The sequence below is a fragment of the Brevundimonas sp. NPDC046655 genome, from assembly GCF_044901625.1.
GTDB lineage: Bacteria > Pseudomonadota > Alphaproteobacteria > Caulobacterales > Caulobacteraceae > Brevundimonas.
The window spans coordinates 825,240-846,752 of the sequence record NZ_JBJDPV010000001.1 but is presented as its reverse complement, the minus strand read 5'-3'; the positions used below and the strand labels follow the sequence as shown (position 1 = coordinate 846,752).

23 protein-coding genes and 1 pseudogene are annotated in these 21,513 nt (G+C 68.6%); 16 read left to right on the top strand and 8 right to left on the bottom strand.

Going from position 1 to position 21,513, the window contains the following annotated elements:
• The first annotated feature begins 50 nt into the window (after positions 1 to 50).
• Positions 51 to 782 (top strand): cytochrome c oxidase assembly protein, encoded by a 732-nt coding sequence (locus tag ACI2KI_RS04190; protein ID WP_404617983.1) that lies wholly within the window; start codon positions 51 to 53, stop codon positions 780 to 782.
• A complete protein-coding gene (locus tag ACI2KI_RS04185; RefSeq protein ID WP_404617981.1) occupies positions 779 to 1,513 on the top strand; it encodes a cytochrome b in 735 nt (244 codons plus the stop codon). Before ACI2KI_RS04190 ends, ACI2KI_RS04185 begins: the two co-directional genes overlap by 4 nt.
• Here ACI2KI_RS04185 and ACI2KI_RS04180 read toward each other — a convergent pair.
• A pseudogene (locus ACI2KI_RS04180) lies at positions 1,509 to 1,970 on the bottom strand (c-type cytochrome); the annotation flags it as partial. The gene ACI2KI_RS04185 and the pseudogene ACI2KI_RS04180 overlap by 5 nt on opposite strands.
• A 235-nt stretch (positions 1,971 to 2,205) precedes the next feature.
• Here ACI2KI_RS04180 and ACI2KI_RS04175 point away from each other — a divergent pair.
• The 7 genes from ACI2KI_RS04175 to ACI2KI_RS04145 all read left to right on the top strand — a co-directional run bounded on the left by ACI2KI_RS04175 (position 2,206) and on the right by ACI2KI_RS04145 (position 8,010).
• On the top strand, positions 2,206 to 2,586 hold the full coding sequence (locus ACI2KI_RS04175; protein WP_404617979.1) for a c-type cytochrome: 381 nt from the start codon (positions 2,206 to 2,208) through the stop codon (positions 2,584 to 2,586).
• On the top strand, positions 2,576 to 3,526 hold the full coding sequence (locus tag ACI2KI_RS04170; protein ID WP_404617977.1) for a c-type cytochrome: 951 nt from the start codon (positions 2,576 to 2,578) through the stop codon (positions 3,524 to 3,526). Before ACI2KI_RS04175 ends, ACI2KI_RS04170 begins: the two co-directional genes overlap by 11 nt.
• Positions 3,523 to 6,069, top strand: coding sequence for a cbb3-type cytochrome c oxidase subunit I (locus tag ACI2KI_RS04165; protein ID WP_404617975.1), 2,547 nt, complete (start codon positions 3,523 to 3,525; stop codon positions 6,067 to 6,069). The genes ACI2KI_RS04170 and ACI2KI_RS04165 overlap by 4 nt, the downstream gene beginning before the upstream one ends.
• Positions 6,066 to 6,365: a hypothetical protein gene (locus ACI2KI_RS04160; RefSeq protein WP_404617973.1), complete on the top strand. Its 300-nt coding sequence runs from the start codon at positions 6,066 to 6,068 to the stop codon at positions 6,363 to 6,365. The genes ACI2KI_RS04165 and ACI2KI_RS04160 overlap by 4 nt, the downstream gene beginning before the upstream one ends.
• Positions 6,366 to 6,975: 610 nt before the next feature.
• A complete protein-coding gene (locus tag ACI2KI_RS04155; RefSeq protein WP_292083116.1) occupies positions 6,976 to 7,239 on the top strand; it encodes a DksA/TraR family C4-type zinc finger protein in 264 nt (87 codons plus the stop codon).
• Positions 7,240 to 7,362: 123 nt separating this feature from the next.
• Entirely contained in the window at positions 7,363 to 7,578 is a 216-nt protein-coding gene (locus ACI2KI_RS04150) for a DUF6894 family protein (protein WP_404617970.1), read from the top strand.
• 243 nt (positions 7,579 to 7,821) lie between these two features.
• Complete coding sequence (locus ACI2KI_RS04145; protein WP_404617968.1) at positions 7,822 to 8,010, top strand: hypothetical protein; 189 nt, start codon at positions 7,822 to 7,824, stop codon at positions 8,008 to 8,010.
• Positions 8,011 to 8,435: 425 nt separating this feature from the next.
• Here ACI2KI_RS04145 and ACI2KI_RS04140 read toward each other — a convergent pair whose 3' ends face one another.
• Entirely contained in the window at positions 8,436 to 9,224 is a 789-nt protein-coding gene (locus ACI2KI_RS04140) for a Crp/Fnr family transcriptional regulator (RefSeq protein WP_404617966.1), read from the bottom strand.
• Positions 9,225 to 9,405: 181 nt separating this feature from the next.
• On the opposite strand from ACI2KI_RS04140, the gene ACI2KI_RS04135 reads away from it, so the two are divergent.
• Together ACI2KI_RS04135 and ACI2KI_RS04130 are read left to right on the top strand one after the other, a co-directional pair.
• The gene (locus ACI2KI_RS04135; RefSeq protein WP_404617964.1) at positions 9,406 to 9,636 is read left to right on the top strand and encodes a hypothetical protein; all 231 of its coding nucleotides are present in this window, start codon (positions 9,406 to 9,408) and stop codon (positions 9,634 to 9,636) included.
• Between the two features lie 45 nt (positions 9,637 to 9,681).
• Complete coding sequence (locus ACI2KI_RS04130) at positions 9,682 to 10,434, top strand: Crp/Fnr family transcriptional regulator (protein WP_404618928.1); 753 nt, start codon at positions 9,682 to 9,684, stop codon at positions 10,432 to 10,434.
• Here the strand turns inward: ACI2KI_RS04130 and ACI2KI_RS04125 are convergent.
• On the bottom strand, positions 10,431 to 10,940 hold the full coding sequence (locus ACI2KI_RS04125; protein WP_404617962.1) for a hypothetical protein: 510 nt from the start codon (positions 10,938 to 10,940) through the stop codon (positions 10,431 to 10,433). The genes ACI2KI_RS04130 and ACI2KI_RS04125 overlap by 4 nt on opposite strands.
• A 177-nt stretch (positions 10,941 to 11,117) precedes the next feature.
• On the opposite strand from ACI2KI_RS04125, the gene ACI2KI_RS04120 reads away from it, so the two are divergent.
• On the top strand, positions 11,118 to 12,389 hold the full coding sequence (locus tag ACI2KI_RS04120) for an NAD(P)/FAD-dependent oxidoreductase (protein WP_404617960.1): 1,272 nt from the start codon (positions 11,118 to 11,120) through the stop codon (positions 12,387 to 12,389).
• A gap of 372 nt (positions 12,390 to 12,761) precedes the next feature.
• On the opposite strand, the gene ACI2KI_RS04115 is transcribed toward ACI2KI_RS04120, so the two are convergent.
• The 5 genes from ACI2KI_RS04115 to ACI2KI_RS04095 form a co-directional block, all read right to left on the bottom strand.
• The gene (locus ACI2KI_RS04115; protein WP_404617958.1) at positions 12,762 to 12,950 is read right to left on the bottom strand and encodes a hypothetical protein; all 189 of its coding nucleotides are present in this window, start codon (positions 12,948 to 12,950) and stop codon (positions 12,762 to 12,764) included.
• A 66-nt stretch (positions 12,951 to 13,016) separates the two neighbouring features.
• Positions 13,017 to 13,772: a Crp/Fnr family transcriptional regulator gene (locus tag ACI2KI_RS04110; protein WP_404617956.1), complete on the bottom strand. Its 756-nt coding sequence runs from the start codon at positions 13,770 to 13,772 to the stop codon at positions 13,017 to 13,019.
• Between the two features lie 85 nt (positions 13,773 to 13,857).
• Positions 13,858 to 14,463: a cysteine hydrolase family protein gene (locus tag ACI2KI_RS04105; protein WP_404617954.1), complete on the bottom strand. Its 606-nt coding sequence runs from the start codon at positions 14,461 to 14,463 to the stop codon at positions 13,858 to 13,860.
• A gap of 6 nt (positions 14,464 to 14,469) precedes the next feature.
• On the bottom strand, positions 14,470 to 16,020 hold the full coding sequence (locus ACI2KI_RS04100) for a methyltransferase (protein WP_404617952.1): 1,551 nt from the start codon (positions 16,018 to 16,020) through the stop codon (positions 14,470 to 14,472).
• Positions 16,017 to 16,931: an iron-containing redox enzyme family protein gene (locus ACI2KI_RS04095; RefSeq protein ID WP_292083103.1), complete on the bottom strand. Its 915-nt coding sequence runs from the start codon at positions 16,929 to 16,931 to the stop codon at positions 16,017 to 16,019. The genes ACI2KI_RS04100 and ACI2KI_RS04095 overlap by 4 nt, the downstream gene beginning before the upstream one ends.
• Positions 16,932 to 17,088: 157 nt before the next feature.
• On the opposite strand from ACI2KI_RS04095, the gene ACI2KI_RS04090 reads away from it, so the two are divergent.
• The 4 genes from ACI2KI_RS04090 to ACI2KI_RS04075 all read left to right on the top strand — a co-directional run bounded on the left by ACI2KI_RS04090 (position 17,089) and on the right by ACI2KI_RS04075 (position 21,470).
• A complete protein-coding gene (locus ACI2KI_RS04090; protein ID WP_292083102.1) occupies positions 17,089 to 17,280 on the top strand; it encodes a hypothetical protein in 192 nt (63 codons plus the stop codon).
• Complete coding sequence (gene cphA, locus ACI2KI_RS04085) at positions 17,277 to 20,057, top strand: cyanophycin synthetase (protein WP_404617949.1); 2,781 nt, start codon at positions 17,277 to 17,279, stop codon at positions 20,055 to 20,057. The genes ACI2KI_RS04090 and cphA overlap by 4 nt, the downstream gene beginning before the upstream one ends.
• Complete coding sequence (locus ACI2KI_RS04080) at positions 20,050 to 20,874, top strand: cyanophycinase (RefSeq protein WP_404617947.1); 825 nt, start codon at positions 20,050 to 20,052, stop codon at positions 20,872 to 20,874. The genes cphA and ACI2KI_RS04080 overlap by 8 nt, the downstream gene beginning before the upstream one ends.
• 77 nt (positions 20,875 to 20,951) lie before the next feature.
• The gene (locus ACI2KI_RS04075) at positions 20,952 to 21,470 is read left to right on the top strand and encodes a ferritin-like domain-containing protein (RefSeq protein WP_404617945.1); all 519 of its coding nucleotides are present in this window, start codon (positions 20,952 to 20,954) and stop codon (positions 21,468 to 21,470) included.
• The last annotated feature ends 43 nt before the right edge of the window (positions 21,471 to 21,513 follow it).

Here is a 21,513-nt window from a genome sequence, read left to right as displayed (position 1 = left end):
TGGTCGCGAAGCATGATTGAACCGTCGCCGTTCCGGGTCGTTAGCCGACTATGACGATGACGCTCTGGACGCCCTATTGCGGACCCGCGCCGGATCCCGTGGATGTGCTGGGACGCTGGAACGGCGATCCGGTGCTTCTGGCGGCGCTGGGCCTTTTCATCGCGGCCGGTGTGTTCCTGACGATGAAGCGGCGCCCTGGATCGCCCTTCTTGCTGGGCGCGGCGGGGGTGCTGGTTCTCGTCTTCATCTCGCCGCTGTGCGCCCTGAGTTCAGCCCTGTTCACGGCCCGTACGCTGCACCACCTGTTGCTCCTGCTCGCTGCGGCGCCTTTGCTGGCTCTGGGGCCGCCCAGGCTCAGGGCGCCGCGACTGGCCTTGGCGACGGCTGTCCAGGCCGTCGTCTTCTGGGCGTGGCACGCGCCTGATCTCTATGCTGCGGCCCTGTCGAACGACCTGGTCTATTGGGTCATGCAGCTGACCATCCTGGGCAGCGCCGTCTGGTTCTGGGCGGCTGTGCGCGCGTCGAACGCCGCAGCGGCGGTGGCAGGACTGCTGGCGGCCATGCTGTTGATGGGCTTGCTGGGGGCGTTGATCGTATTTGCGGGTCACCCGCTCTATTCGCCTCACTTCGCCACGACCCTGGCCTGGGGCATGACCCCGCTGGAGGATCAGCAGGCGGCGGGCCTGATCATGTGGGCGCCCGCGGCGGCGGCCTATCTCCTGGTCGCGCTCTGGCGGATCAGCGACCTGTTCAGGAGCGGGGAGGCGGCGCGTACGGCATGATCGACCGGCTGATCGCAAAGGCGCTGGAATGGGCGGCGGGCCATCACGACGAAGGCCGCTATTCGCCGGTCGCCATCGTCTTTCACTGGACCATGGCGGGCCTGGTCTTCTTCCAGCTCGGGTGGGGCTGGTGGATGGGGCGGCTGCCGGTGGGCGGGGCCAAGGCGGCGGCCTATGACGTGCATTTCGCCATCGGCCTGCTGATGCTGCTGCTGGTCATCGGGCGGCTGTCCTGGCGGCTGGCGGCGCCCAATCTGATCAATGACGCGGATAAGCCGGGCTGGGAGAGCCTGGCGGCGCACATCACCCACTATGTCTTCTACATCTGCCTGTTCGGTCTGCCGCTGTCAGGATGGGCGATGATCTCCGCCACCGCGCGAGATACCCAGCTGGCTGCGGCGGGTTTTATCCCTTGGCCCTTGCTGCCGATGCAGGAGGTCTCCAACACCCAGCGATGGGCGATAGAGGCCGGCGCCGAATGGATGCATTGGGCCATGGTGGCGGCCTTGCTGCTGATGATCCCGATCCATGCGGGGGCAGCGCTCAAGCACCATCTGATCGATCGGGACGACGTGTTTCACGCGATGCTGCCGGTCGCGCCGCAGCTGCGGCCGAAACGGACGCGCTGGCAGAGGCGCTGGCGGGCGTTGGAGAAACGGATTGGCCGGACAGCCACTGGGCTATGGCGCGCGCTTCTGCGTCCGTCAGCCTCTGGACGGCGGCCGCCATGACGCCGCGTGGATCGTTGCGGCGCTTGCCGGATTTCCAGCGGTCGATCTGCTCCAGCGTATAAGCGACAGGCTGGCCGGCCACGATCGGCTGGCCTTCACCCGCGCCCTGTCCATTGGGGCCGTGACAGGATGAGCAGGCCGTGACGCCGCGAGAGACATCGCCCTTCCGCCAGACCGGGGGCGGCGTAGCGGAGGAAAGAGATGCGCTCGTTGACGTCGATGACGGCAAGCCGGCGTAGAAGGCCGCGACGGCGCGACGGCTGTCGGGATCTAGCCCCCTGGCGACGCGGCTCATCACGTCGTCCGGCCGCAGGCCGCTGGCGTAGTCCTCCATCTGTTTTTGCAGATAGCCGGCGTCCAGCCCGGCCAGGCGCGGCGTCGAGACGCCGTCGCCCTGACCCTGAAGTCCATGACAGGTGAAGCAGGCGTTCGCCGCTCCGCCCGCGCCGCCGCTCATGGCGATGATCTTTCCCGAAGACGAGAAGGCGCGGTCGGTCTCGCCGGGCGCGGCGTCGCACGCGACAAGTCCAGAGCCGGTCAGGATGAGGCCGAGAAGCGTAAGGGGAGTGAGAGCGCGCACCCTGTCCCAACACCGGCTTATGGTCTCGGTTCCGGGGCGGGAACCCCTCAGGCTGCGAAGGATTGGGTTCTGGTGAAGCTGGAGAGGGGCGGGATGCGATCATGTACGGACGATGCGGACCATAGGGGCCTTGCTGCTGGCGACGGGGCTGTGCGCCGCCGTGACGGCCTGCGCAGACAAGGCGAATGCGCCGCGCACCCTGGCCCAGGCCGATGCAGCAGAAGGGCTCAGACTGATCGAGCGTCATGGCTGCGCCGCCTGCCATGCCATACCGGGCGTTCGTTGGCCGCAAGGCCGCACCGGCGGGGATCTGACAGGGGTGGCGGCGCGACCGATGATCGCGGGGCGACTGCCCAACCAACCCGCGGTTATGGCGGCCTTCGTTCGGGACGCGCCGGCCCTGCTGCCCGATACGGGAATGCCGCCCATGCCTCTGACCGACGCCGAAGCCCGCGATGTGGCGGCCTATCTCTATACGCTCGATGACGATTGAGACGCCCGCCGTTCTGAGCGGCTGGCCGCCGCCTGTGCTGGATCCGGCTGGCCCCTTCGCCGGGCCGGTGGCCACCGTCGCCTGGGTCCTGTTCGTCATGGGCGCCGTGGTGCTGACCCTGGTGCTGATCGCGCTCGGCGTCGCCCTGTTCGGATCACCCAGATGGAGGCGTCGGGTCGCTGGCGAGAAGCTGGTCTGGATCGGCGGCCTGGCCTTTCCTGTCGTCGTGCTGACCGGCCTTCTGATCTACGGGCTGAGCGTGACAGCGCGCGTGGCTGACGCGCCGCGACCGGGCGAGATGCGGGTCCGCGTCACCGGCGAGATGTGGTGGTGGCGGGTGGCCTATCTCGATGATCAGGGCCGCGAACTCGTTCAGGACGCCAACGAAGTCCATATTCCCGCCGGTCGTCCGGTGGTTCTGGAACTGGAAAGCGCGGATGTGATCCACAGCGTCTGGATCCCGCGTCTGGGCGGCAAGACGGACATGATTCCCGGCCGGCGCAACTTCATGCGTCTGCAGGCAGACGCGCCGGGGGTCTATGCGGGCCAGTGCGCAGAATACTGCGGCGGACCCCACGCCCTGATGGGACTGGTGGTGGTGGCCCATTCGCCGGCTGATTTTGCGGCGTGGCGTCTCAGACAGGCTGCTCCAGCGGCGATGTCGGGCCTGCCCGGCGCCGCGGTTTTCACCGCCTCGGGCTGCGGCGCTTGCCACACGATCCGGGGGACGGAGGCCAATGGTCTGGCCGGGCCGGACCTGACCCATGTTGGGTCGCGGCAGACGCTGGGGGCGGGCATCCTGCCCAATAACCAGGGCACGATGGCGGGTTGGATCGCGGACAGCCAGGGCATCAAGCCCGGCAACCGCATGCCCTCCTATTCCGTCCTGGGCGGACAGGAGCTGCGTGACGTGTCCGCCTATCTGGAAAGCCTGAAATGACGTCGGAAACCGGCTTCGACGTCGACAGGTACGACCGCTTTCCGACCAAGGAGCCCCGGCCCGAGGGAGAGCTGGAGCAGCTGGAACAGGCCTGGTGCGGACCGCGGTCGCCGTGGGAATGGATCACGGCGACCAACAACAACATCATCGGCGTCTACTATGTCGGCGCGGCCATGCTCTTTTTCGTGCTGGCGGGGGTCCTGGCCCTGCTGATGCGGACCCAGCTGGCCCTGCCGATGACCGGCTTCCTCGCCCAGGAGACCTACAACCAGATTTTCACCATGCACGGCACGGTGATGATGTTCCTGTTCGCCGTCCCGGCGGTGGAGGCCCTCGGCGTCCTGCTCTTGCCGCAGATGCTGGGCGCGCGCGACCTGCCGTTCCCGCGCCTGGGGGCCTACGCCTTCTGGGCCTATCTGATCGGGGGACTGGCCTTTTTCTGCTCGCTTTTCTTCGGCCTGGCGCCGGACGGGGGCTGGTTCATGTATCCGCCCCTGACCAGCATGACCTATTCGCCCGGCATCAACGCGGACTTCTGGCTGCTGGGCATCGGCTTCATCGAGATCTCGGCCATCGCCGGCGCCATCGAGATCATTGTCGGGGTGCTGAAGACGCGCGCGCCCGGGATGACCCTCGACAAGCTGCCCGTCTTCGCCTGGGCCATGCTGATCTTCGCCTGCATGATCATCATCGCCTTCCCCTCCATCATCCTGGCCACCCTGCTGCTGGAGCTGGAAAGGGCGCTCGGATGGCCCTTCTTCGATCCGCTCAAGGGCGGCGACCCCATGCTGTGGCAGCACCTCTTCTGGTTCTTCGGACACCCGGAGGTCTACATCATCTTCCTGCCGGCGGCGGGGGCCATGTCGACCATCATTCCGGCCATGGCGCGCACGCCTCTGGTCGGACATCCCCTGGTGGTTATGGCCATGCTGGCGACGGGCTTCATCAGCTTCGGCGTTTGGGCCCACCACATGTTCACCACGGGCATGCCGCAGATCAGCATCAACTATTTCAGCGCGGCCTCCATGGCGGTCAGCGTGCCGGCCGGTGTTCAGGTCTTCGCCTGGATCGCGACCATGGCGGCGGGCAGGATGCGGTTTTCGACGCCGGGCCTGTTCGCCGTCGGCGGCATGGTCATCTTCGTCATGGGCGGGCTGACAGGCGTCATGGTGGCCATGGTGCCCTTCGACTGGCAGGCCCACGACAGCTACTTCATCGTCGCCCACCTGCATTACGTCCTGATCGGCGGAATGGTCTTCCCGCTGTTCGCGGCCATCTACTACTGGCTGCCCATGTCCAGCGCGCGGCCCCTGAGCGAACCTTGGGGGAAGTGGATCTTCTGGCTCATGTTCGCCGGGCACAACCTGGCCTTCATGCCCATGCACCTGACCGGGCTGATGGGCATGCCGAGGCGGGTCTACACCTACCTGCCGGGGAGAGGCTGGGATCTGCCCAACTTCATCTCGACCATCGGCGCCTTCATGTTCGGTCTGGCCGTCCTGCTCTGGGTCATCGACATGATCCGCAACTTCCGGCCCTTCGGTCCGCGCGAGGTCGGCAACATCCACGACGGCCCTGGCCTGGAGTGGCTGCCCAGCGGATTCTATTCGGTCCGGTCGATCCCGGTGGTGAAGAGCCTCTATCCCTTGTGGGACCAGAGGGGGCTGGCGAGGGACGTGGCGGCGGGCCGCTACCTCCTGCCGGGCGCGGCCCGGGGCGAGCGCCAGACCCTGGTCACCAGTCCGCTGAACGCCGAGCCGCAGTATGTGCTGCGGATTCCCAGACCATCGGCCTGGCACGTGTTCGGGGCGATCTTCACGGCGGGCTTCTTCCTGATCCTGACCATCCAGGCCTATGCGGCCGCCGTCGTCAGCGGCGTGCTGGCCGTCTACTGCATCATGCGCTGGTGCTGGTTCCTGGACGCGCCTCATGCCCGCAAGACGACTGACATCGGGGCGTCGATTCGCGTGCCCAACTATGTGTCAGGTCCGTCCAGCCACGGATGGTGGGCCATGGTGATCGTCCTGGTCGTCGGCGCCATGGTCTGCCTGCTGGCTGCATTCTCCTATGTCTTCCTGTGGAGCCGGCGGCCGGACCTGTGGCAGGCCCCGCCGGCCATCAGCTCGTTCATGACGTCCGTCGGCCTGCTGGTCGTGGCCGGGCTTTGCGCCGGCGCAGCGCCGCGGGCCGTGCGAATGGCGCGAGAAAGAGCGGTGACGGCCGCAGCCGGCTTGCTGGTGCTGGCCTCCGCCGCGGCGATCGCAGCGACGATCCTGGAGGGAAGGGCGTGGTGGGCGACCGGATTGCGGCCGGAGGCTTCCAGCCAAGGGGCTTCGGTCTACGCCCTGCTCAGCTGGGCCGGGACCTTCGCGGCCATCGGCGGCTTGATGGGGGTCTATGTCATGCTGAGGCGCCTGTTCGGCCGTCTGGCCGCTGAACGCCCCGCGACGGTGGACCTGATCAGCCTCTTCCTGGCCTTCACCGCAGCCCAGGCTATCGGGGTGATCCTCCTGGTCCGCCTCTTCCCGGGCGGTGCGACATGACCCGCTGGCTGAGGATGACCGGCGGCATGCTGATCTGGGCCGCGCACTTCGTCGGGGTCTATCTGATTTCCAGCGCCGCCGACGTCTGGTCGTCAAGCGAGGCCGGGAGCGCGCGCTGGATAGGGCTGGCCTTCAGCATGGGCTGTCTGGCCGCCATCATCGCCACGGCGGTGTGGCTCTGGAGAGGGCGAGGCGATGTCTCCGGTCCGGGGGCATGGGAACAGCGGGTGGGCCTGACGGGGGTTCTGGTCGCCGGGATCGGCGTTCTCTGGCAGACGGCGCCGCTGGCGTTCTGAAGCTCACGGCCACGGCGGCCCGTATCGACGGCCAACGGGCGCGCCGGCTGGACTGGCGCGTCTGGGCGCGGCCGGATCGGGGTGAGCGGGGAGGGAGAAAGGCTGTCGCCCTGCCGATGCTCCATCCCTCCTATGTCTTCGGACGGTTTGACCCAGAGGCGTGTCAGCGTAAGCGGGCGACCCTTGCGGAAGACATGCGGAGCTCAGGCGGCCGCGACCCCCGCATCCCGTCAGTCTCCTGCGCCCCCGGGCGCCCGTCCTGCGTATGGCAACGGGCAGAATAATACGGAGGGCATGCGTCTGGATCATGTGCGTACAGATCATCAGATATCGCCGCCTTCGGGTCGCGCGACGCGAGATCCGAGGCGCCTGTCGCGGACAGTCGAGGTCTCAATGTCCGCGTCTGCCTGCCGGCGCCAAGGGCTTCGAACCTTGCCACACCGCCGAGAACGGCAAACGGCGTCGTTATGTGGCGGGCGCCTGCCTGGACAAGCCGTCTCGCCAACCTGGAGCCGTCCGGATCGTACCGTGAAGATCGACCAGCCAAGCTGGGACTGGACGCGACCTGCCTATATCCCATCCTCAATCACCTAAACGGAGGCGATCATTCATGGCTGGCGGCTGGACCCGGGACGGCGCTGTCCTCGACCAGATTCACGACACCGTGGTCGACGGCGTCCTCACCGCTCGCGCGCGTATGCCCGCCGGACCCGGCAGGGCGTTCTGTCTTGAATGCGGCGACCCCATTCCTGAAGCTCGCCGGCGGGCCATGCCGGGCGCGGTGACCTGTATTTCCTGCCAGTCCGGTCGGGACGGGCGAATCGTGACTGGAGGCGTCAACCGGCGAGGAAGCAAGGACAGCCAGCTGCGCTAGGGTCGCTTGTCACGCCGTCAAGGCTCGGACAGCCGGGCGCCGGTGGCCGCTATGGGCGGTCGGCGGCTGTGTCCGGTATCGGCCACTTGCGACCGGGGCGGCCTTCCAGACGTAGATGCCTCCATGGCGACCTATGATTTCATCTTAAGCGGCGTGGACCCGGAGATGGCCCTTCAGGGCGCGGCGTCCACGGATGCTGAAGCCTGGCGGGAGGCCGTCCTCTTCCTTTCGGAGATCCTGCGCGAAAAGCCAGCCCGGGAGGGCGGCGTCTTCTCGCTCCAGGTCGTCGTTCGTCAGGAAGGGCGGGAAGTGTGCCGGGTCGGGGCGTCTTCCTATTGAAATCAGGCTGAGCGACGGCGGGAAGAAGACGGCCGGTTACGCCAAAGGGGGGCAATCACGAAGCCGGCCGTCTGCCGATCTTCCCGAGAAGAATCCGCATTCACACAACGTCGGCTTCGGGGAGCTCGCTCCTTCAGTCGGGTTCCGGACTTTGCGGCGCCGATCAAGGTGTCTGAAGGGCCGGACGGAGCGGGGCGAGGGGCGCGGCGTTGCTTCTGGGTTGCAAGGAGCAGGACCATGAGCATGCACGACCAGACCTTCCGGACCGTGGAACTCCCGGCGCTTCCCGGAAAGCTGGGCGAGATCGACGCCCTTCTGCAGGCGGCGAGATCGTCCGGCACGACAGGCGGCGAACGGGCCGTCCTGGATGAAATCTCCCGGATCATCGCCCGATCTTCCGAAGGCGAAATCTACCAGAAGCCGCTCGGCTGAGGTCGATGTTCCGCCTGCGCGGGCGGACGATTCAACCCGCGCGGCAAGCCCTGTATTCCGGCGCAGGTCCAGGCCTAGCCTGACGCTCGCCCGTCAGGAAAACCGCCGTCGCCGCGGGCCACCTGCGTCTCCCTTTGTCGACGATCGCCAGTGTCGTCCAGACGACAGTCTCGGCCACAACGCCGGTCGCGACGTTATGGGCTCTGAAAGGCTGGAGACATGGGCGTCGTCGTTTCTTTTCCCACCAAGGGCCGGGCAGTGGGCAGGCGTCGCGCCTGGACCCTGGCGGCGGCTGGGGGCAGGCGCGGTTTTCTTGTCTCCGGTCGGCGTCGTGCTGGCGAGCCAGGATCTTCTGCGCGACGCCCGGTCCGACCCGCCGCTCGAGGCGGGGGGACGTCTTTCAAGACCCGTCGCCGGGACCCTGATCAGGCGGCCGTATCCTGGAGGGGCGCGTCGCGTGCGATCCAGCTGGCGCACTCCGCCGGACGCAGTGAGGCGGTCGTCGCAACTGGGGCGGACGCTCCATGATCGCCGCAGCCGCAGGAAGCGGCCCGCAGTCCGGCGAGATTCAGTATCTGAACCTTTCCGCGACCGAAACGCACGAGACCCTGGGCCTGGAGCCGTCCCGCGGCGGCGTTGACGCTGGTCCTCTGGACGCCGAGCATGGCGCCGAAATCGGCCTGGGTCAGGCGGAGAGGCGCGCCGTTGGCCCCGCAATGCAGACGGACCAGCCATTTGGCCAGCCGCTCCTGAACCAGATGGGAGGCGTTGCAAGCCGCTTCGGCGGCCAGTCCGCTCAGGCGACCGGATGACTGCCGGGCGACCAGACGAGTCAGCCAGTCGCGGCCGAGGTTCTCGACAACGCAGTCCGCGGGCACGCGGCAAAGGGTGGTGTCGATCAGGGCGCGGGCCAGGGGGCGGTCGCCGTCGGGTTCCAGGGCCTGATCCCAACCGTGGACAGACCCGGCGACAATGGTCGCGACGCAGATGCCGTCGCCATTGGGGAAGAGACCCAGAACACCCGCCAGAACAAAGGAGAGAAAACCGTCTTCCTCCAGGGGCTGGCCGGCAGGCAGGCGCGTGAGGTTGCGCCGGGCCAGAGCGGCGGATTGAAAGCGGTCGGGAAGCGCCTGGAAGACAGGGTGGTCGTGCAGGTCCAGGTGCGGACGATGAAGACCGCAGCCTGTATTGGCGAGGCTGATCATAGTTTGCATGTCGGACTCCTGAGCACAATGTGACGCCTCGGGCGCGAACCGCACTTACATGGGTTAGGAAAAGCGAGAGGAGTCTGGAGAGACGCTTGCAGCCCGCGGCCTGTTTCCGGACAGAGTCCGGCTCTGTGCACAAGGAACGACAGGCGAGACGCCGAATTGAGCTTCGGGAACAGGAGGCGACATGGCCCTTTACACCGTCTGCTACAGCGCACGCGGGACAGGCGTGCTGAGAACCGAGACCGTCGTCGCCGATGAGGCGCAGGCGGCGGTCGCACAGGTGAAGCGCCGCCTCGGCGGGAGCCGGACATTCCAGGAGGCCCGGGTCTTCGAGGACGGGGAACTGCGCTTCAACGTCTCGTCGGACGCCAGGGGCGTCGCGACGGCGGGGGGAGAGATCAGCCCGAGACACTGAGAGACAGCCGATCCCGTCACGGAACGCGTCTCCCGCCCGGGGCTTATACAGGCGCGCCATGCACCGAGGAGACCGTCCCTGATCAGCCCCCTGATCCAGAAGCTGTCGCGTCGCGACGAACTCTCCGGGCGAGAGGAGGAGGTTCTGGAAGGGCTTCTCCAGCCTCCGATCGCCATACCGGCGGGGCGGGACATCGTCAGCCAGCATTCGTCGCCCGGGTTCAGCACCCTGGTTCTCGACGGCTTCGCCGCCCGCTATGTCATGCTGACGAACGGCGCAAGGCAGATCACGGAACTGAACGTGCCAGGCGACTTCGTCGATCTTCACAGTCTGATAATGAGCCCCATGGATCATGGAGTGGTCGCTCTCACGCGTTGTACAGTCGCGCAGTCTCCGCACGACGGCCTGCGTCGGCTGACGGAGAACGAACCCCATCTCACCCGCCTGCTCTGGCTGGACACCCTGATCGACGCCGCCGTGCACCGGCAATGGATCGCAGGCCTGGGGCGCCGGACCGCGGTGGCGCGGCTCGCCCATCTGCTGTGCGAACTCTACCTCCGCCTGGAGATCGTCCATCGCGCAGGAAACGGCAGAATGGAGCTGCCGCTCAGCCAGGCCGTGCTCGCGGACGTCCTCGGTCTGTCCGACGTCCACGTCAATCGGTCCATCGCCCAGCTTCGTAGTGCGGGACTGATCAGGTGGGCGGGACGCGTCGTCGAGATCGGCGACTGGGACGCCCTGGTCAGGCAGGCGGAGTTCGATCCTGCCTATCTGAGGCTGACAAGGGCGCTGGTTTAGGCCTGGTCGAGCTCGATGCCGTCGAGGACGAGACCCGAAGGGCGGCGATGGCTGCGGAGCTTCCACAGGGAAACCGGATCCGGAACCGGCACGTCCGAAAGACCGTCCAGCCCGGCCAGCCGTTCTTTCAGGTCGGTCTCGCAATACTCGTCGCGAGGGAGGGAGGCTAGCCGCTCAAGCGGGCCGTTCGGAGCCTCCTCGAGGGCGGCGTGGTCCCGCCATAGACGCCGCCATTGCCGGACCCAGGCGCGCGTCGCCAGAATCTCGGACGGCGTCGCGTTCTCCACCTCGCCTGCGATGACCCGCATCAAGTCCATGATCGCGATCAGGTCGTCCACGACCGAGCGGTCGATATCGACATAGCGGGGGTAAAGCAGTTCCTCGCGGATGATGGAGATCATGGCGAACAGCCGGCAGAGCTCGGCAGGGCGTGCCGCGCCAGTCTCTGACTCAAGGCGGTCCTTGAACCGACTGTCGAGATAGCGGAGCCCGGCGAGCATGATCAAACCTCCTTCTTTGCGGAGCAGGGACGGGACTGAAAGCCCGTCGTCCGGGCCGCGGCGCCCAGAGTCCGCTTTTGGTCACTGACGCGGGAAGGGATCAGGCGGACCCCATGGAGCCGGGCCGCCGGGCGGGGCGCCGGTCTTTTCGCAACCCCTGCAGGAGGCGGGGATTGTTTCGGGATGCAGAACCAGATCGTCATCGTGGGCGGCGGCGCGGGCGGCCTGGAGCTCGCCGCTCTCCTTGGGCGCCGGCTGGGCCCTCGCGAAGGGCCGCGGAGGGTGCTCCTCATAGACCGGGCGGTCTTCCATCTTTGGAAGCCCTCCCTTCATGAGGTCGCGGCGGGCTCGCTGGATTCGAGGCAGGAGGGCCTCGACTATCTGATGCTGGCGCGCCGAAACCACTTCAGGTTCGTGCTGGGCGAGCTTGAAGGTCTCGATCTCGCGGCGCACCGCCTTCACCTGGCCGAAACCCGGGACGCCGAGGGCGGCCTCCTGATCGGGGCGCGGTCGCTGGACTTCGAGCGCCTGGTCCTGGCGACGGGCGCCGGAAGCCATCTGTTCGACACGCCGGGCGCGGCGGAACACGCCTGTCTGCTGGAGGATGTGGCGGATGCGGAGGCCTTTCATCGTCGGCTCGCCGCGCTCTTCCTGTCATCGGCCTATGACGGTCGCCGCCTGCTCCGGATCGCCATTGTCGGCGCCGGGGCGACGGGGGTCGAACTCGCCACCGAGCTTCTGGAAGGACACGCGGTCCTGTCGGCGGCGCTCGACCCGACCGAGCGATTCACGCTCGAGGTGACGGTGGCGGAGGCCGCGCCGCGCATACTCGGCGGTCTTCCCGAGACGGTCGCCGACAAGGCGGCCCGGGCCTTGCGGGCGCGCGGCGTCCGGCTCGTCGTCGGGGCGCGGGTGACGCGCGTCCGGGCCGACGGGCTGGAGACCAGCGCCGGCGACATTCCGGCCGACCTGATCGTCTGGGCCGCCGGGGTCAAGGCGGCCGAGATCAACAGGCGGCTCGGCCTGGCCACGGGGCGCCTCAACCAGTTCATCGTGGACGATCGGCTCCGCGCCTCCTCGCCGGGCGTCTACGCCATGGGCGACTGCGCCGAGGCGCCCGGCCCCGACGGGCGCGCGGTGCCGGCAAGGGCCCAGGCCGCCTCGCAGGAGGCCGCCTATCTGGCAAGGGCGCTCACGCGACCGGGCGATCCCGGGCCCTATCATTACCGCGACAGGGGATCCCTCATCTCCCTCGGCCCAGGCCACGGGCTGGGCTCCCTCATGGGCGGACTCGCCGGGCCTGACTTCCTGATCGAGGGCCTTATCGCCCGTTGGGCCTATATGGCCCTGCACCTCCAGCACCACCACGTCGTCGTGGGCCTGCGCAGGACCGTCCTGCTGGCTCTGAGCCGATTGTTCCATCGCCGGGTTTCGGGACGGCTCAAGCTTCATTGACGACAGGACGACGGACTGAGAGGCGCTCAGCCGCGCCGGGTTGGAGCCGGTCGCCGGGGCGCCGCCTGACGCCGGGCCCCGCCCGAGCGTCGCATCAGCGGCGTACCGCCCAAGAAGAAGGCCAGCAACCGGCCAAGAAGGCCGCCGCGCCTTTTCGTTCCGGATCCCGCTCTGGACATGTAGCCATCCTGGCCCTGGGTGCAGGGGCGCCCAACAACATGGGTTAGGAAGACGGGTCTCCGTCAGCGCGGGGAGTCCACCCTTGCCGCAGGGAAAAAGCGAGCCCGCCCCGATGTCGCCAGTGTCCCACGATTTGGCCCGGGTGCGGAGGCGCCGCGCCGATGCATGGTCGGGGACCGCAGGCGGCGCAATCTAGGTTCGGGTCGAGGCCGCCGTGGAACGGGTGTCGCCGCCCGCGTTCTGTCCGGCGCGGAAGATCTTGATGGGCTTGTTTTCCTCCAGACCGTCGGTCCGTCCGTCGGTCCGGGCCGGCGCGGTTACCGTAGGGTCGGTGTTCTCCTCGGGGTCGGGTCGGGTCGGCTTGTCAGGGTTTCGGGTCATGGCGTCCTCGCGAGCGGGCTTGAGGTTCAACCTCTCCTCGACCGGCGGGTTCCCGCCGCGCGGGCCTCATACGGCCGAGGGAATGAGCGGCCCGCAGACCGCGCTGAGATTGGCCGCCTGGACGAGACCGGGCAGGTCCTGCAGCAGGGTGCGTCCCGTGCGATAGTCGACGAGGACGTCGCGCCGGAGTTGCTGGAGCGTGCGGTTCATGTGGACCGTGCTCAGGCCGAGGATGTCGGCGAGCACGTCCTGGGTCAGGGGAAGGTGGAGGGCGCCGCCGTGCGCCGTTCCCAGGCGCACCTGGCGTTCGTACAATTCCAGCAGCAGGTGGGCCGTGCGTTCGTAGGCGTTGAGCCGGCCGAGCCGGACGACCTGGCGCGCCATGCGCAGCCGCTCGGCCGTCCGGCAGCGCCGCCAGGCCTCGCTCAGGGAGGAGGCCTGGGCGCCGGGTTCGGAAAGCGTGTTCCAGAAGGCGGTGGCGTCCACCGTGACGACGTCGGTCAGGGCCCAGACCAGGAGATCGGCGTCTACCGATCCCGAGGCCACGATCACGTCGCCGGGGAGGCTGAGACCGATGATCTGGCGTCGCCCGTCGTTCAGCATGGCGCCGCGCGCGATCCAGCCGCTCGCCACCAGCCTGGCCTGGTCACGTTCGGGATCCATGAGAACGGCGGCGCCCGACGGCTGGTGCTGGGGCGCGCCGGTGAAGCTGCGACGGATCAGGTCCCTGCCTTCAACTCCTACCGGAGCGAAGCTGGCCAGCATAAGCTCCAGGGGGGCGGTGAGCCGCGCTTCAGGACCTGTATCCGACTGATTCTTCATGGCCTTCGACCAACAGCACGGCTTCGGCGTCCAGTTCTTCACATAGGTTGGTTTTCGCGCATTTCGCCCGAGCCCGTGGAGGAAATCAGGCGTGGTTCGAAGCGCCGCCGGTCCAGAAGGCGGCGTCGAGGTCGGCCGCGGGGCGGGTGTCGGCGCCCAGGCCTTCCGAAAGGATCTCCAGCGCCGGCGCCAGCCGTCCGGGACGGGAGGGCACCAGAGCGTCGCGAGGCGTCCAGAGGTCGTAGGACCGCATGTGGGCGTCGGCGGCCGTAAACAGGACGCAGAGATCCGCGGCGAGACCCACCAGGACCAGGCGGGCGGCGCCGAGGGAGGGCAGGAGCACCGGCAGACCTGTGCCGTAGAAGCCCGACTGCTGGGGTTTGATGACGAAGACATCGTCGTCGGCGGGGGCCAGCCGGCGGGAGATCGACGCCCCCCGCGCCCCGGCGCGGCAGGCCCGCTCGACGATCTGGCGGCGGTCTTCGGACCAGCGGTCGAAGTTGTCATTGACGTAGACGACGGGCGCGCCGCAGCGACGGGCGGTCGCACGAAGGTCGTGGATGACGAGGCTCGCGGCTTCGGCCTGGTCCAGGATCGCCGCGGCGCCGTCGAATTCCAGGTCGTTGATCATGTCTATGATCAGCAGGGCGGGACGGTCCCCCGCGGGATGTCCGCGATCCGTGGACGACATCAAGGGTCAGCCGCCCACATAGCGGTCGAACTCCTGGAGATAGCGCATCTTCAGTCGCTCCTGATCCCCGGCATGGGCCTTCAGATGGAGAAACCAGCCGTGCTCCTCCTCGTACATATGGGTCAGGACGGCGCCTTCGACATGCTCCCACTTGTCGAGCCAAGCTTGGGAGTCCGGCGGGATGGTCTCGAGTTCCGCCATCTGCAACTTGGCGGCGGTCTGCTCGCCATAGGCCAGACCGGCCTGGCCCTTTTGTCCGTGGCGGGCCATGGCCGGATAGAGCACCAGTTCCTCCGCCAGGCTGTGGCCGTTGAGGACGAGGGCGAGGGCGTCCCGCGCCGCCAGACGCTCCTCGCCCGGAGCCGCCTCTCGTCCGGACCGGAACGCCGCCCGGATCGCCTCATGATGATCCAGGGCCGCGGACAGCCAGTCTCCGGGTGCGGCGGCCTCCCGCGCGGCCGCCGTGGCCTCGGCCCGCTTTTCCGCCGAGGGCGCGGGCGTGACGGCGGCGAGCGCCTTGTCGATGACGGACATGCCTTTCTTCTCCCTGTGACGTCGGTCAGGTCCTAACGTTCCGCGGACAGGTCGGCCGGTTGAGACCGGAAGCCGACACAGAGGCCTGGCCGCGGATCCGACCGCGATCACCGCGCCGACGGCGGCGATGCGTTCGACCTCGGCGTAGGAGGGGCGGGCGAGGCTGGCGCCGAAGACGTCAGGATCAATCTCCTCATAAACCAGCCGGGCGCCGCGCCGGCGGGTCAGGTCGGCGAGGGCGGCGCGCACCAGGTCTTCGCCCGCCACGACCGGGGCCCCGGTGTAGAGCACGAAGCGTCCGCCGGGCGCGAGACGGGACAGAGCTTCGCGCGCCCAGTCCAGCGCGACCGCCGCCCCGTGCAGGCCGCCGCCGTCGCGGTACAGCCGCCCGCCGCGGCCTTCCATATAGGGCGGATTGGCCGTGATGAGGTCCCAGGCGCCGTCCGCGGGAAAGCCGCCGAGGCGAAGATCGATCGCGAGACCGGCGTGCCGGGCGTTGAGGCGGCTGAGGCGCAGGGCCCGAGGGTTGATGTCGGTGGCGACGACGGAGGATTGGGGATCGAGGGCGGCGATCGCGAGGGCTCCGGCTCCCGCGCCGACTCCGATCTCGAGCGCTCGTCGCCAGGCGGAGCCGGGCAAGGTCTGGCCAAGGAAGCGGACGTAGCGATAGCTGTCCGGTCCCAGGAAGACGGCCTGTTCCTCCGCCGAGGAGGCGGAATGCAGGTGCAGCCTGCCGTCCAGACGACTGACGCGGAGCCGGGAGCGGAGCCCGTTCCCGTCTTCCTCCAGAGCCCCGGCCTTTGTCAGGACGTCCAGAAGCCATGCCGGGGCGAGCGGCGGATCGAAGGCCCGGCCCCAGCCCAGGATGTCCCGGAGGAGGTCGGGCGCTTCCGCCCGGCGCCGTCGGGCGACCAGGCCATGCGTGGCCGGGGTGGGCGAGACGAAGTCGTATCCGGCGGCTTCCAGGCGGGAGAGCAGATCGAGGAGGGCGGCGTCGGCGGGCGAATGGACCTGCGACCTCACGCGGAGCGACGCAGGGGGGCTGCGCCCCAGAGATGGGCCCGGTAGGCGTCGAAGCAGCGGGCGCCGGCCATGAGCCGCATGATAGCGCCTTCAGCCAGAGCGCGGACGCACTCCGGGCGCTCCGCGACGAGGGGGCGAAGCACCTCCTCGTTCCAGGCCTCGGAATGGGCGATGTCCAGGGTGGCGTGAAGGGCGAAATACTTGCGCTCGACGCCGACCCCGAGCCGCTTCAGGCCCTCGGCCACGTGAGCGGCTCTCCATGGCGCGGTCAGCTCGACCGCCCCCAGGGCGCCGAGGGCGTGATAGGCGTAGCGCCTCTGGGTGGAGAAGGCGACCAGGGTGTTGCCAAGGGCGAGGGACGGCCACGCCGTCTCATCGATACGGGGATGCAGGTTGAGCGCCATGGCGAGACGGTCCAGCATGGGACCGTGCATGCCGGCTTCCGACCCGCGGCCCATTTCGTCCCAGTAGTTGCGCGCCAGTTCGAGCTTGGGACGGGCCGGCATCTTGACCTGGGCCATGGCCACGAGATCCTCGAACCCGGCCTCGCCCGCCACCTCCTGCAGCAGGAACCAGCGCATCTCCTCCATCGTCGCCGTCTCGGCGAGCCAGGGGAAGAGCGGGTCCGCCTCTCCGGGGCCGGAGCCCTTGAGCCCCTCGAACCAGGCGACAAAGGCGTCGGCCGTGGTCGGCAGGTCGGCCAGCCAGGGCGCGGCCTCGGTCCGGGCGCGTTCGACGAAGTCGCCCTCGACCAGCATCATCTCCGCATCATGGCGGAGATCGTCGCGCCAGGACGGTCGCGGCGTGGCCGGGGCGAGGCGGCGGTGGTTCCAGTGCGCCAACCGACGATGAAAGCCCGCCGGGTCCGAAGGTTCGGGGGCGGGGAGCGAGGCTGGACGCTCTGACGACATGAAAGGCTCCTGTGATCGGGACTGCCATACGTCCTGTCGCTACCCCGGGTTCCCGCGAGGTCCGGAGGCGGCGAAATCCCGGGCTCCGTGTCCGGTTTCGGACAGTGGAACTGCCTTCGGGACCGTCGGTTCATCCAGTCCTTCAGGGAGGCGTCGCATGGATGAGACTGGATTTAACTGGACGATCAGCCGGGTCGACGAGGCCTGGACCTGGGCCGTGACGGACCCGGCGGACGGGGCGGCTCTTGTCGCCGGCCAGGCCCCGTCACGCGCCGTCGCCGCCGCCATGGTGGTCCGCGCCCTCGTGCGCGGCATGACCGAGGAAGCGCCTCGCGAGTTGGCCGCATGAACGCGACGACGACGAGCGGAGCGCGGGCGATGCAGGTCCTGGAGCGGAGCCTCTATCGCGGTCCCCATCTTTACAGCGCCCGGCCCATGGCGCGCATCCGCCTCGACCTGGGTCGGATGGAGGACTGGCCGACGGATCGGCTCGGCGATTTCACGGCGCGCCTGCTGGAGGCGCTGCCGGGCCTTGAGCGGCACGGCTGCTGCTATGGCGAGCCGGGAGGGCTGGTGCGTCGCCTGCGTGACGGGACCTGGTTCGGCCACGTCGTGGAGCATGTCGCGCTCGAACTCCAGACCCGCGCCGGAACCCCCGTCACCCGCGGCAAGACGCGTTCGGTGCGCGGCCAGCCGGGCGTCTACGACATCCTCTACACCTATCGCGACGAGACCACGGCCCTGCTGGCGGGACGCCTGGCCCTTCAGGTCTGCAACGCCCTGCTGCCCGAAGCGCTCGCGGGGATCAGCGACTTGGACCGGGTCTGCGCGGACAGCCTTGATGCGCGCCTGCCGGGCGCCGTCAGCGCCGATGAAGCCGGGACCATTCTCCGCGAGGCGGTGCGCCGGACGGCCTTCGGACCCTCCACCCAGGCCCTCGTCGACGCGGCGAGACGCCGGGGGATTCCTGTCGAACGTCTCAATTCCGGCAGCCTCCTGCGTCTGGGCTGGGGTGCGCGGCAAAGACTCCTCCGCGCCAGCGTGACGGATCGCACGGGGCTGATCGCCGCCGAACTGGCGGGGGACAAGGCCCAGGCCAAGACCCTGCTCGAAGCGGTCGGTTGTCCGACGGCGCGGGGCGAGGTGGCGCGCACCGCGGACGAGGCGGTCGCCGCCGCCGCCCGCCTGGGCGGCAGGGTCGTGGTCAAGCCGCTTGACGGCAACCACGGACGGGGCGTGACCACAGGCCTGGACACGTCGGAAGCCGTCAGGAAGGCCTTCGCCCTGGCCGCGCCCCACGGACGGCGGGTCATCGTCGAACAGGAGCTTCCGGGGCGGGATTACCGGGTGCTCGTGGTGGACGGCAGGGTCGTCGCGGTCGCCGAGCGCCGGCCGCCCTGCGTCGAGGGCGACGGACGTCGTTCGGTCGCGGAACTGGTCGAGGAGGTCAACGCCGATCCCCGCCGGGGCGTGGGCCATGAAAACAGCCTGACCCGGATTCGCCTCGACGAGGAGGCGCTGGCGCTTCTGGCCCGCCAGGGCCTGTCGCCCGAAAGCGTTCCGGAGGCCGGCGTCAGGGTCCTGCTCCGGACCGCCGCCAACCTCTCGTCCGGAGGGACGGCGACCGACCGGACCGAAGAGATTCATCCGGCCAACGCCGCCATCGCGCGGCGGGCCGCCCTGGCCCTTGGGCTCGACGTGGCCGGGGTGGATCTTCTGGCCCCGGACATCCGCCGTTCGGTGCGCGACACCGGCGGCGGCGTGGTCGAGGTCAATGCGGCGCCGGGATTGCGCATGCATCTGTCGCCTTCCGAAGGCGAGGCGAGGGATGTCGCCCGGCCGATCGTCGAGATGATGTTCCCGCGGGGCGTCCGGTCCCGCATTCCCGTCATCGCGGTGACCGGCACCAACGGAAAGTCGACCGTGGGCCGGATGATCGCCCATGTGCTGCAGGCGGAAGGACGGACCGTGGGCCTGACCAACACCAGCGGCGTCTATGTCGACGGAGAACGAATCCGCGCCGGCGACGCCAGCGGTCCGCGCAGCGCCCGGATGGTGCTCAGTGATCCCGTCATCGACGTCGCGGTGCTCGAGTGCGCCCGGGGCGGCATCCTGCGCGAGGGCCTCGCCTTCGACCGCTGCGACGTCGGCTGCGTCCTCAATGTCCAGCCCGACCACCTGGGCCTCAAGGGCGTGGACACGCTGGAGGACCTGGCGAAGGTGAAGTCGGTCGTAGCCGAGGCGGTGTCGCGCAGGGGGCTCAGCGTCCTCAACGCCGATGATCCGCTCACCCTGCGCATGGCCCGCCATGCGGGGGGACGGGTCTGCTGGTTCTCCATGCGGGGCGGCGCCGAGACGCCGGGCTTCCTGCTCAAGCACTTGGCCGAAGGCGGCGCCGCAGTCCTCTATGACGCCGCAAGCGGAGCGATCGAGCTTCACGACAGGGGCGAGCGCCGCCGGCTGGCCCATGCGGCCGAACTGCCCTCGACCCTGGGCGGGGCGGCGGCCTTCAATGTGGCCAACAGCCTGGCGGCTGCGGCGGCCTGCTACGGCGTGGGCGTGCCTCCGGAGCGGATCGGCCGGGCTCTCGCCGGCTTCACGTCCAGCTACGAGCAGAATCCCGGTCGCCTCAACATCTGCGACCGGCACGGCTTCCGGGTCATCATGGACTACGCCCATAATCCGGACGGCCTCCGGGCGCTCGGCGGCCTCGTGGCCGCGATCCGTCCCGCCGGGGGACGGACCATCGCCATGATCAGCATCCCCGGCGACCGGCGGACGCAGGAGATCGTCGCCATGGGCGAGATCAGCGCCGGCTTCTTCGACGAGGTCGTCTTCCGGGAGACGCCCGACAACCGCGGCCGTCCCGCGGGAGAAGTGATCCGCCTGCTTGGCGAAGGCGCGCTGCGCAGCGGAGCGGACGCATCGCGTTTCCGCGGTGTGCAAAACGAGGAGGAGGCCGTGGCCGCATGTCTTGAGGCGGCGCGACCCGGGGACCTTGTCGTCCTGACGCCGACCCGCATCGAGGCGGTGTGGGCGCAGATCCAGGCCTTCCGCCCCGCCTTGCCGTCCTCGGCCCTGGGCCTGAATGCGCCAAGCGTCATCCTGGAGCCTCCTCATGGGTGAGGGCCCTCTGATCATCATCGGCGGACATGAGGACAAGACCGGCGAGCGGGTCATCCTCAACGAGGTCGCGCGGCGTCTCGACGGCGGCAAGCTGGTCATCGCGACCATCGCCTCCCATGAGCCCGAAGGCTATTTCGACAGCTACCGGGAAGGCTTCAGGGGCCTCGGCGTCGGGGAACTGATCGAACTCTACGTCGAGGACCGGGCGGAAAGCCACGAACAGGACCTTCTCGCCTTGCTCGACGGCGCCGCAGGCGTCTTCTTCAGCGGCGGCGACCAGCTGAGGCTGGCCAGCCAGATCGGCGACACGCCGATAGAGCGACGAATTCGTGATCTCCATGCGCGTGGCGGCGTGATCGCGGGGACGTCGGCGGGCGCGTCGGTGATGAGCGAGACCATGCTGGTCAAGGGACCCAGCGCGGAATCCTATCGGATCGGCGAGGTGCATATGGCCCCGGGCTTCGGTCTGCTCCCCAATGTCATCATCGACCAGCATTTCGCCGAAAGGGGAAGGTTCGGCCGCCTGCTGGGCGCGGTGGCCCACAACCCGCGGCTCATGGGGTTGGGCGTCGACGAAAACACGGCCGTGGTGGTCGAGCAGGGGCGGTTGAGGGTGATCGGAGACGGCGCCGTCTATGTCGTCGATGGAGAGGACGCGACCCACTCCAACATCTCGGAAGGCGGCGCCGAGGACGCCCTGTCCATGTTCGACGTGCGTCTCCACGTGCTTGCTCGGGACGACGGCTTCGACCTCGCCCGCCGTCGTCCGCAGCGCGCGACCCCCGAAGAGACGGGCGGGAGCGGCGATCCGCAGTGACCTGAACCCGACACGCCGGTCCCGGCGCTCGTCGCGGGGGTTAGCCTCCTGAACCGACTGCAAGGAGGGACGCCGACATGACCAATGCAGACGACGTCTGGCGCGACGTCTTCGTCACGGGCCTCAAGAACGCCCATGCCGTGGAAAACCAGGCCCTGGCCCTGATGGATCGCCAGATCGACCGCGCCCGAAACTTCACCGAGGTCGCCGACCGGTTGAAGGCCCACCGTCATGAGACCGAGGGACAGATCCTCCGTCTGGAGACCCTGCTGGACGGCTTCGACGAGAAGCCGTCCGGGCTAAAGGACGCTGCGCTCTCGCTCGGCGGCAATCTAGCGGCCATGAGCCACAGCTTCGCCGAGGACGAGATCCTGAAGAACGCTTTCGCCAACTACGCCTTCGAGAACTTCGAGGCGGCCTCCTACCGGGCCCTGATCCTTCTGGCTGAGAGCGGGGGCTATTCGGCGGCCTACGACCCCCTCGCCGCCACCCTGGAGGAGGAGGTGCGCATGGCGCGCTGGGTCGACTACAGCCTGCCCATGCTGGTCGAGAAACACCTCGAGCTCAGGCGCGCCGGCGAGAAAGCCAGCCGCTGAGCCATCAGGCGAATTCTGAACCTATTTTCCTTTTTATCAATCG

Coding starts and splice junctions, on each gene's coding strand:
- ACI2KI_RS04165 (WP_404617975.1), top strand. CDS start 3,523: ATGACGTCGGAAACCGGCTTCGACGTCGACAGGTACGACCGCTTTCCG.
- ACI2KI_RS04095 (WP_292083103.1), bottom strand. CDS start 16,931: ATGTCGTCAGAGCGTCCAGCCTCGCTCCCCGCCCCCGAACCTTCGGAC.
- ACI2KI_RS04140 (WP_404617966.1), bottom strand. CDS start 9,224: ATGCAAACTATGATCAGCCTCGCCAATACAGGCTGCGGTCTTCATCGT.
- ACI2KI_RS04160 (WP_404617973.1), top strand. CDS start 6,066: ATGACCCGCTGGCTGAGGATGACCGGCGGCATGCTGATCTGGGCCGCG.
- ACI2KI_RS04135 (WP_404617964.1), top strand. CDS start 9,406: ATGGCCCTTTACACCGTCTGCTACAGCGCACGCGGGACAGGCGTGCTG.
- ACI2KI_RS04185 (WP_404617981.1), top strand. CDS start 779: ATGATCGACCGGCTGATCGCAAAGGCGCTGGAATGGGCGGCGGGCCAT.
- ACI2KI_RS04170 (WP_404617977.1), top strand. CDS start 2,576: ATGACGATTGAGACGCCCGCCGTTCTGAGCGGCTGGCCGCCGCCTGTG.
- ACI2KI_RS04090 (WP_292083102.1), top strand. CDS start 17,089: ATGGATGAGACTGGATTTAACTGGACGATCAGCCGGGTCGACGAGGCC.
- ACI2KI_RS04120 (WP_404617960.1), top strand. CDS start 11,118: ATGCAGAACCAGATCGTCATCGTGGGCGGCGGCGCGGGCGGCCTGGAG.
- ACI2KI_RS04080 (WP_404617947.1), top strand. CDS start 20,050: ATGGGTGAGGGCCCTCTGATCATCATCGGCGGACATGAGGACAAGACC.
- ACI2KI_RS04150 (WP_404617970.1), top strand. CDS start 7,363: ATGGCGACCTATGATTTCATCTTAAGCGGCGTGGACCCGGAGATGGCC.
- ACI2KI_RS04075 (WP_404617945.1), top strand. CDS start 20,952: ATGACCAATGCAGACGACGTCTGGCGCGACGTCTTCGTCACGGGCCTC.
- ACI2KI_RS04110 (WP_404617956.1), bottom strand. CDS start 13,772: ATGAAGAATCAGTCGGATACAGGTCCTGAAGCGCGGCTCACCGCCCCC.
- ACI2KI_RS04145 (WP_404617968.1), top strand. CDS start 7,822: ATGCACGACCAGACCTTCCGGACCGTGGAACTCCCGGCGCTTCCCGGA.
- ACI2KI_RS04105 (WP_404617954.1), bottom strand. CDS start 14,463: ATGTCGTCCACGGATCGCGGACATCCCGCGGGGGACCGTCCCGCCCTG.
- ACI2KI_RS04155 (WP_292083116.1), top strand. CDS start 6,976: ATGGCTGGCGGCTGGACCCGGGACGGCGCTGTCCTCGACCAGATTCAC.
- cphA (WP_404617949.1), top strand. CDS start 17,277: ATGAACGCGACGACGACGAGCGGAGCGCGGGCGATGCAGGTCCTGGAG.
- ACI2KI_RS04115 (WP_404617958.1), bottom strand. CDS start 12,950: ATGACCCGAAACCCTGACAAGCCGACCCGACCCGACCCCGAGGAGAAC.
- ACI2KI_RS04190 (WP_404617983.1), top strand. CDS start 51: ATGACGATGACGCTCTGGACGCCCTATTGCGGACCCGCGCCGGATCCC.
- ACI2KI_RS04175 (WP_404617979.1), top strand. CDS start 2,206: ATGCGGACCATAGGGGCCTTGCTGCTGGCGACGGGGCTGTGCGCCGCC.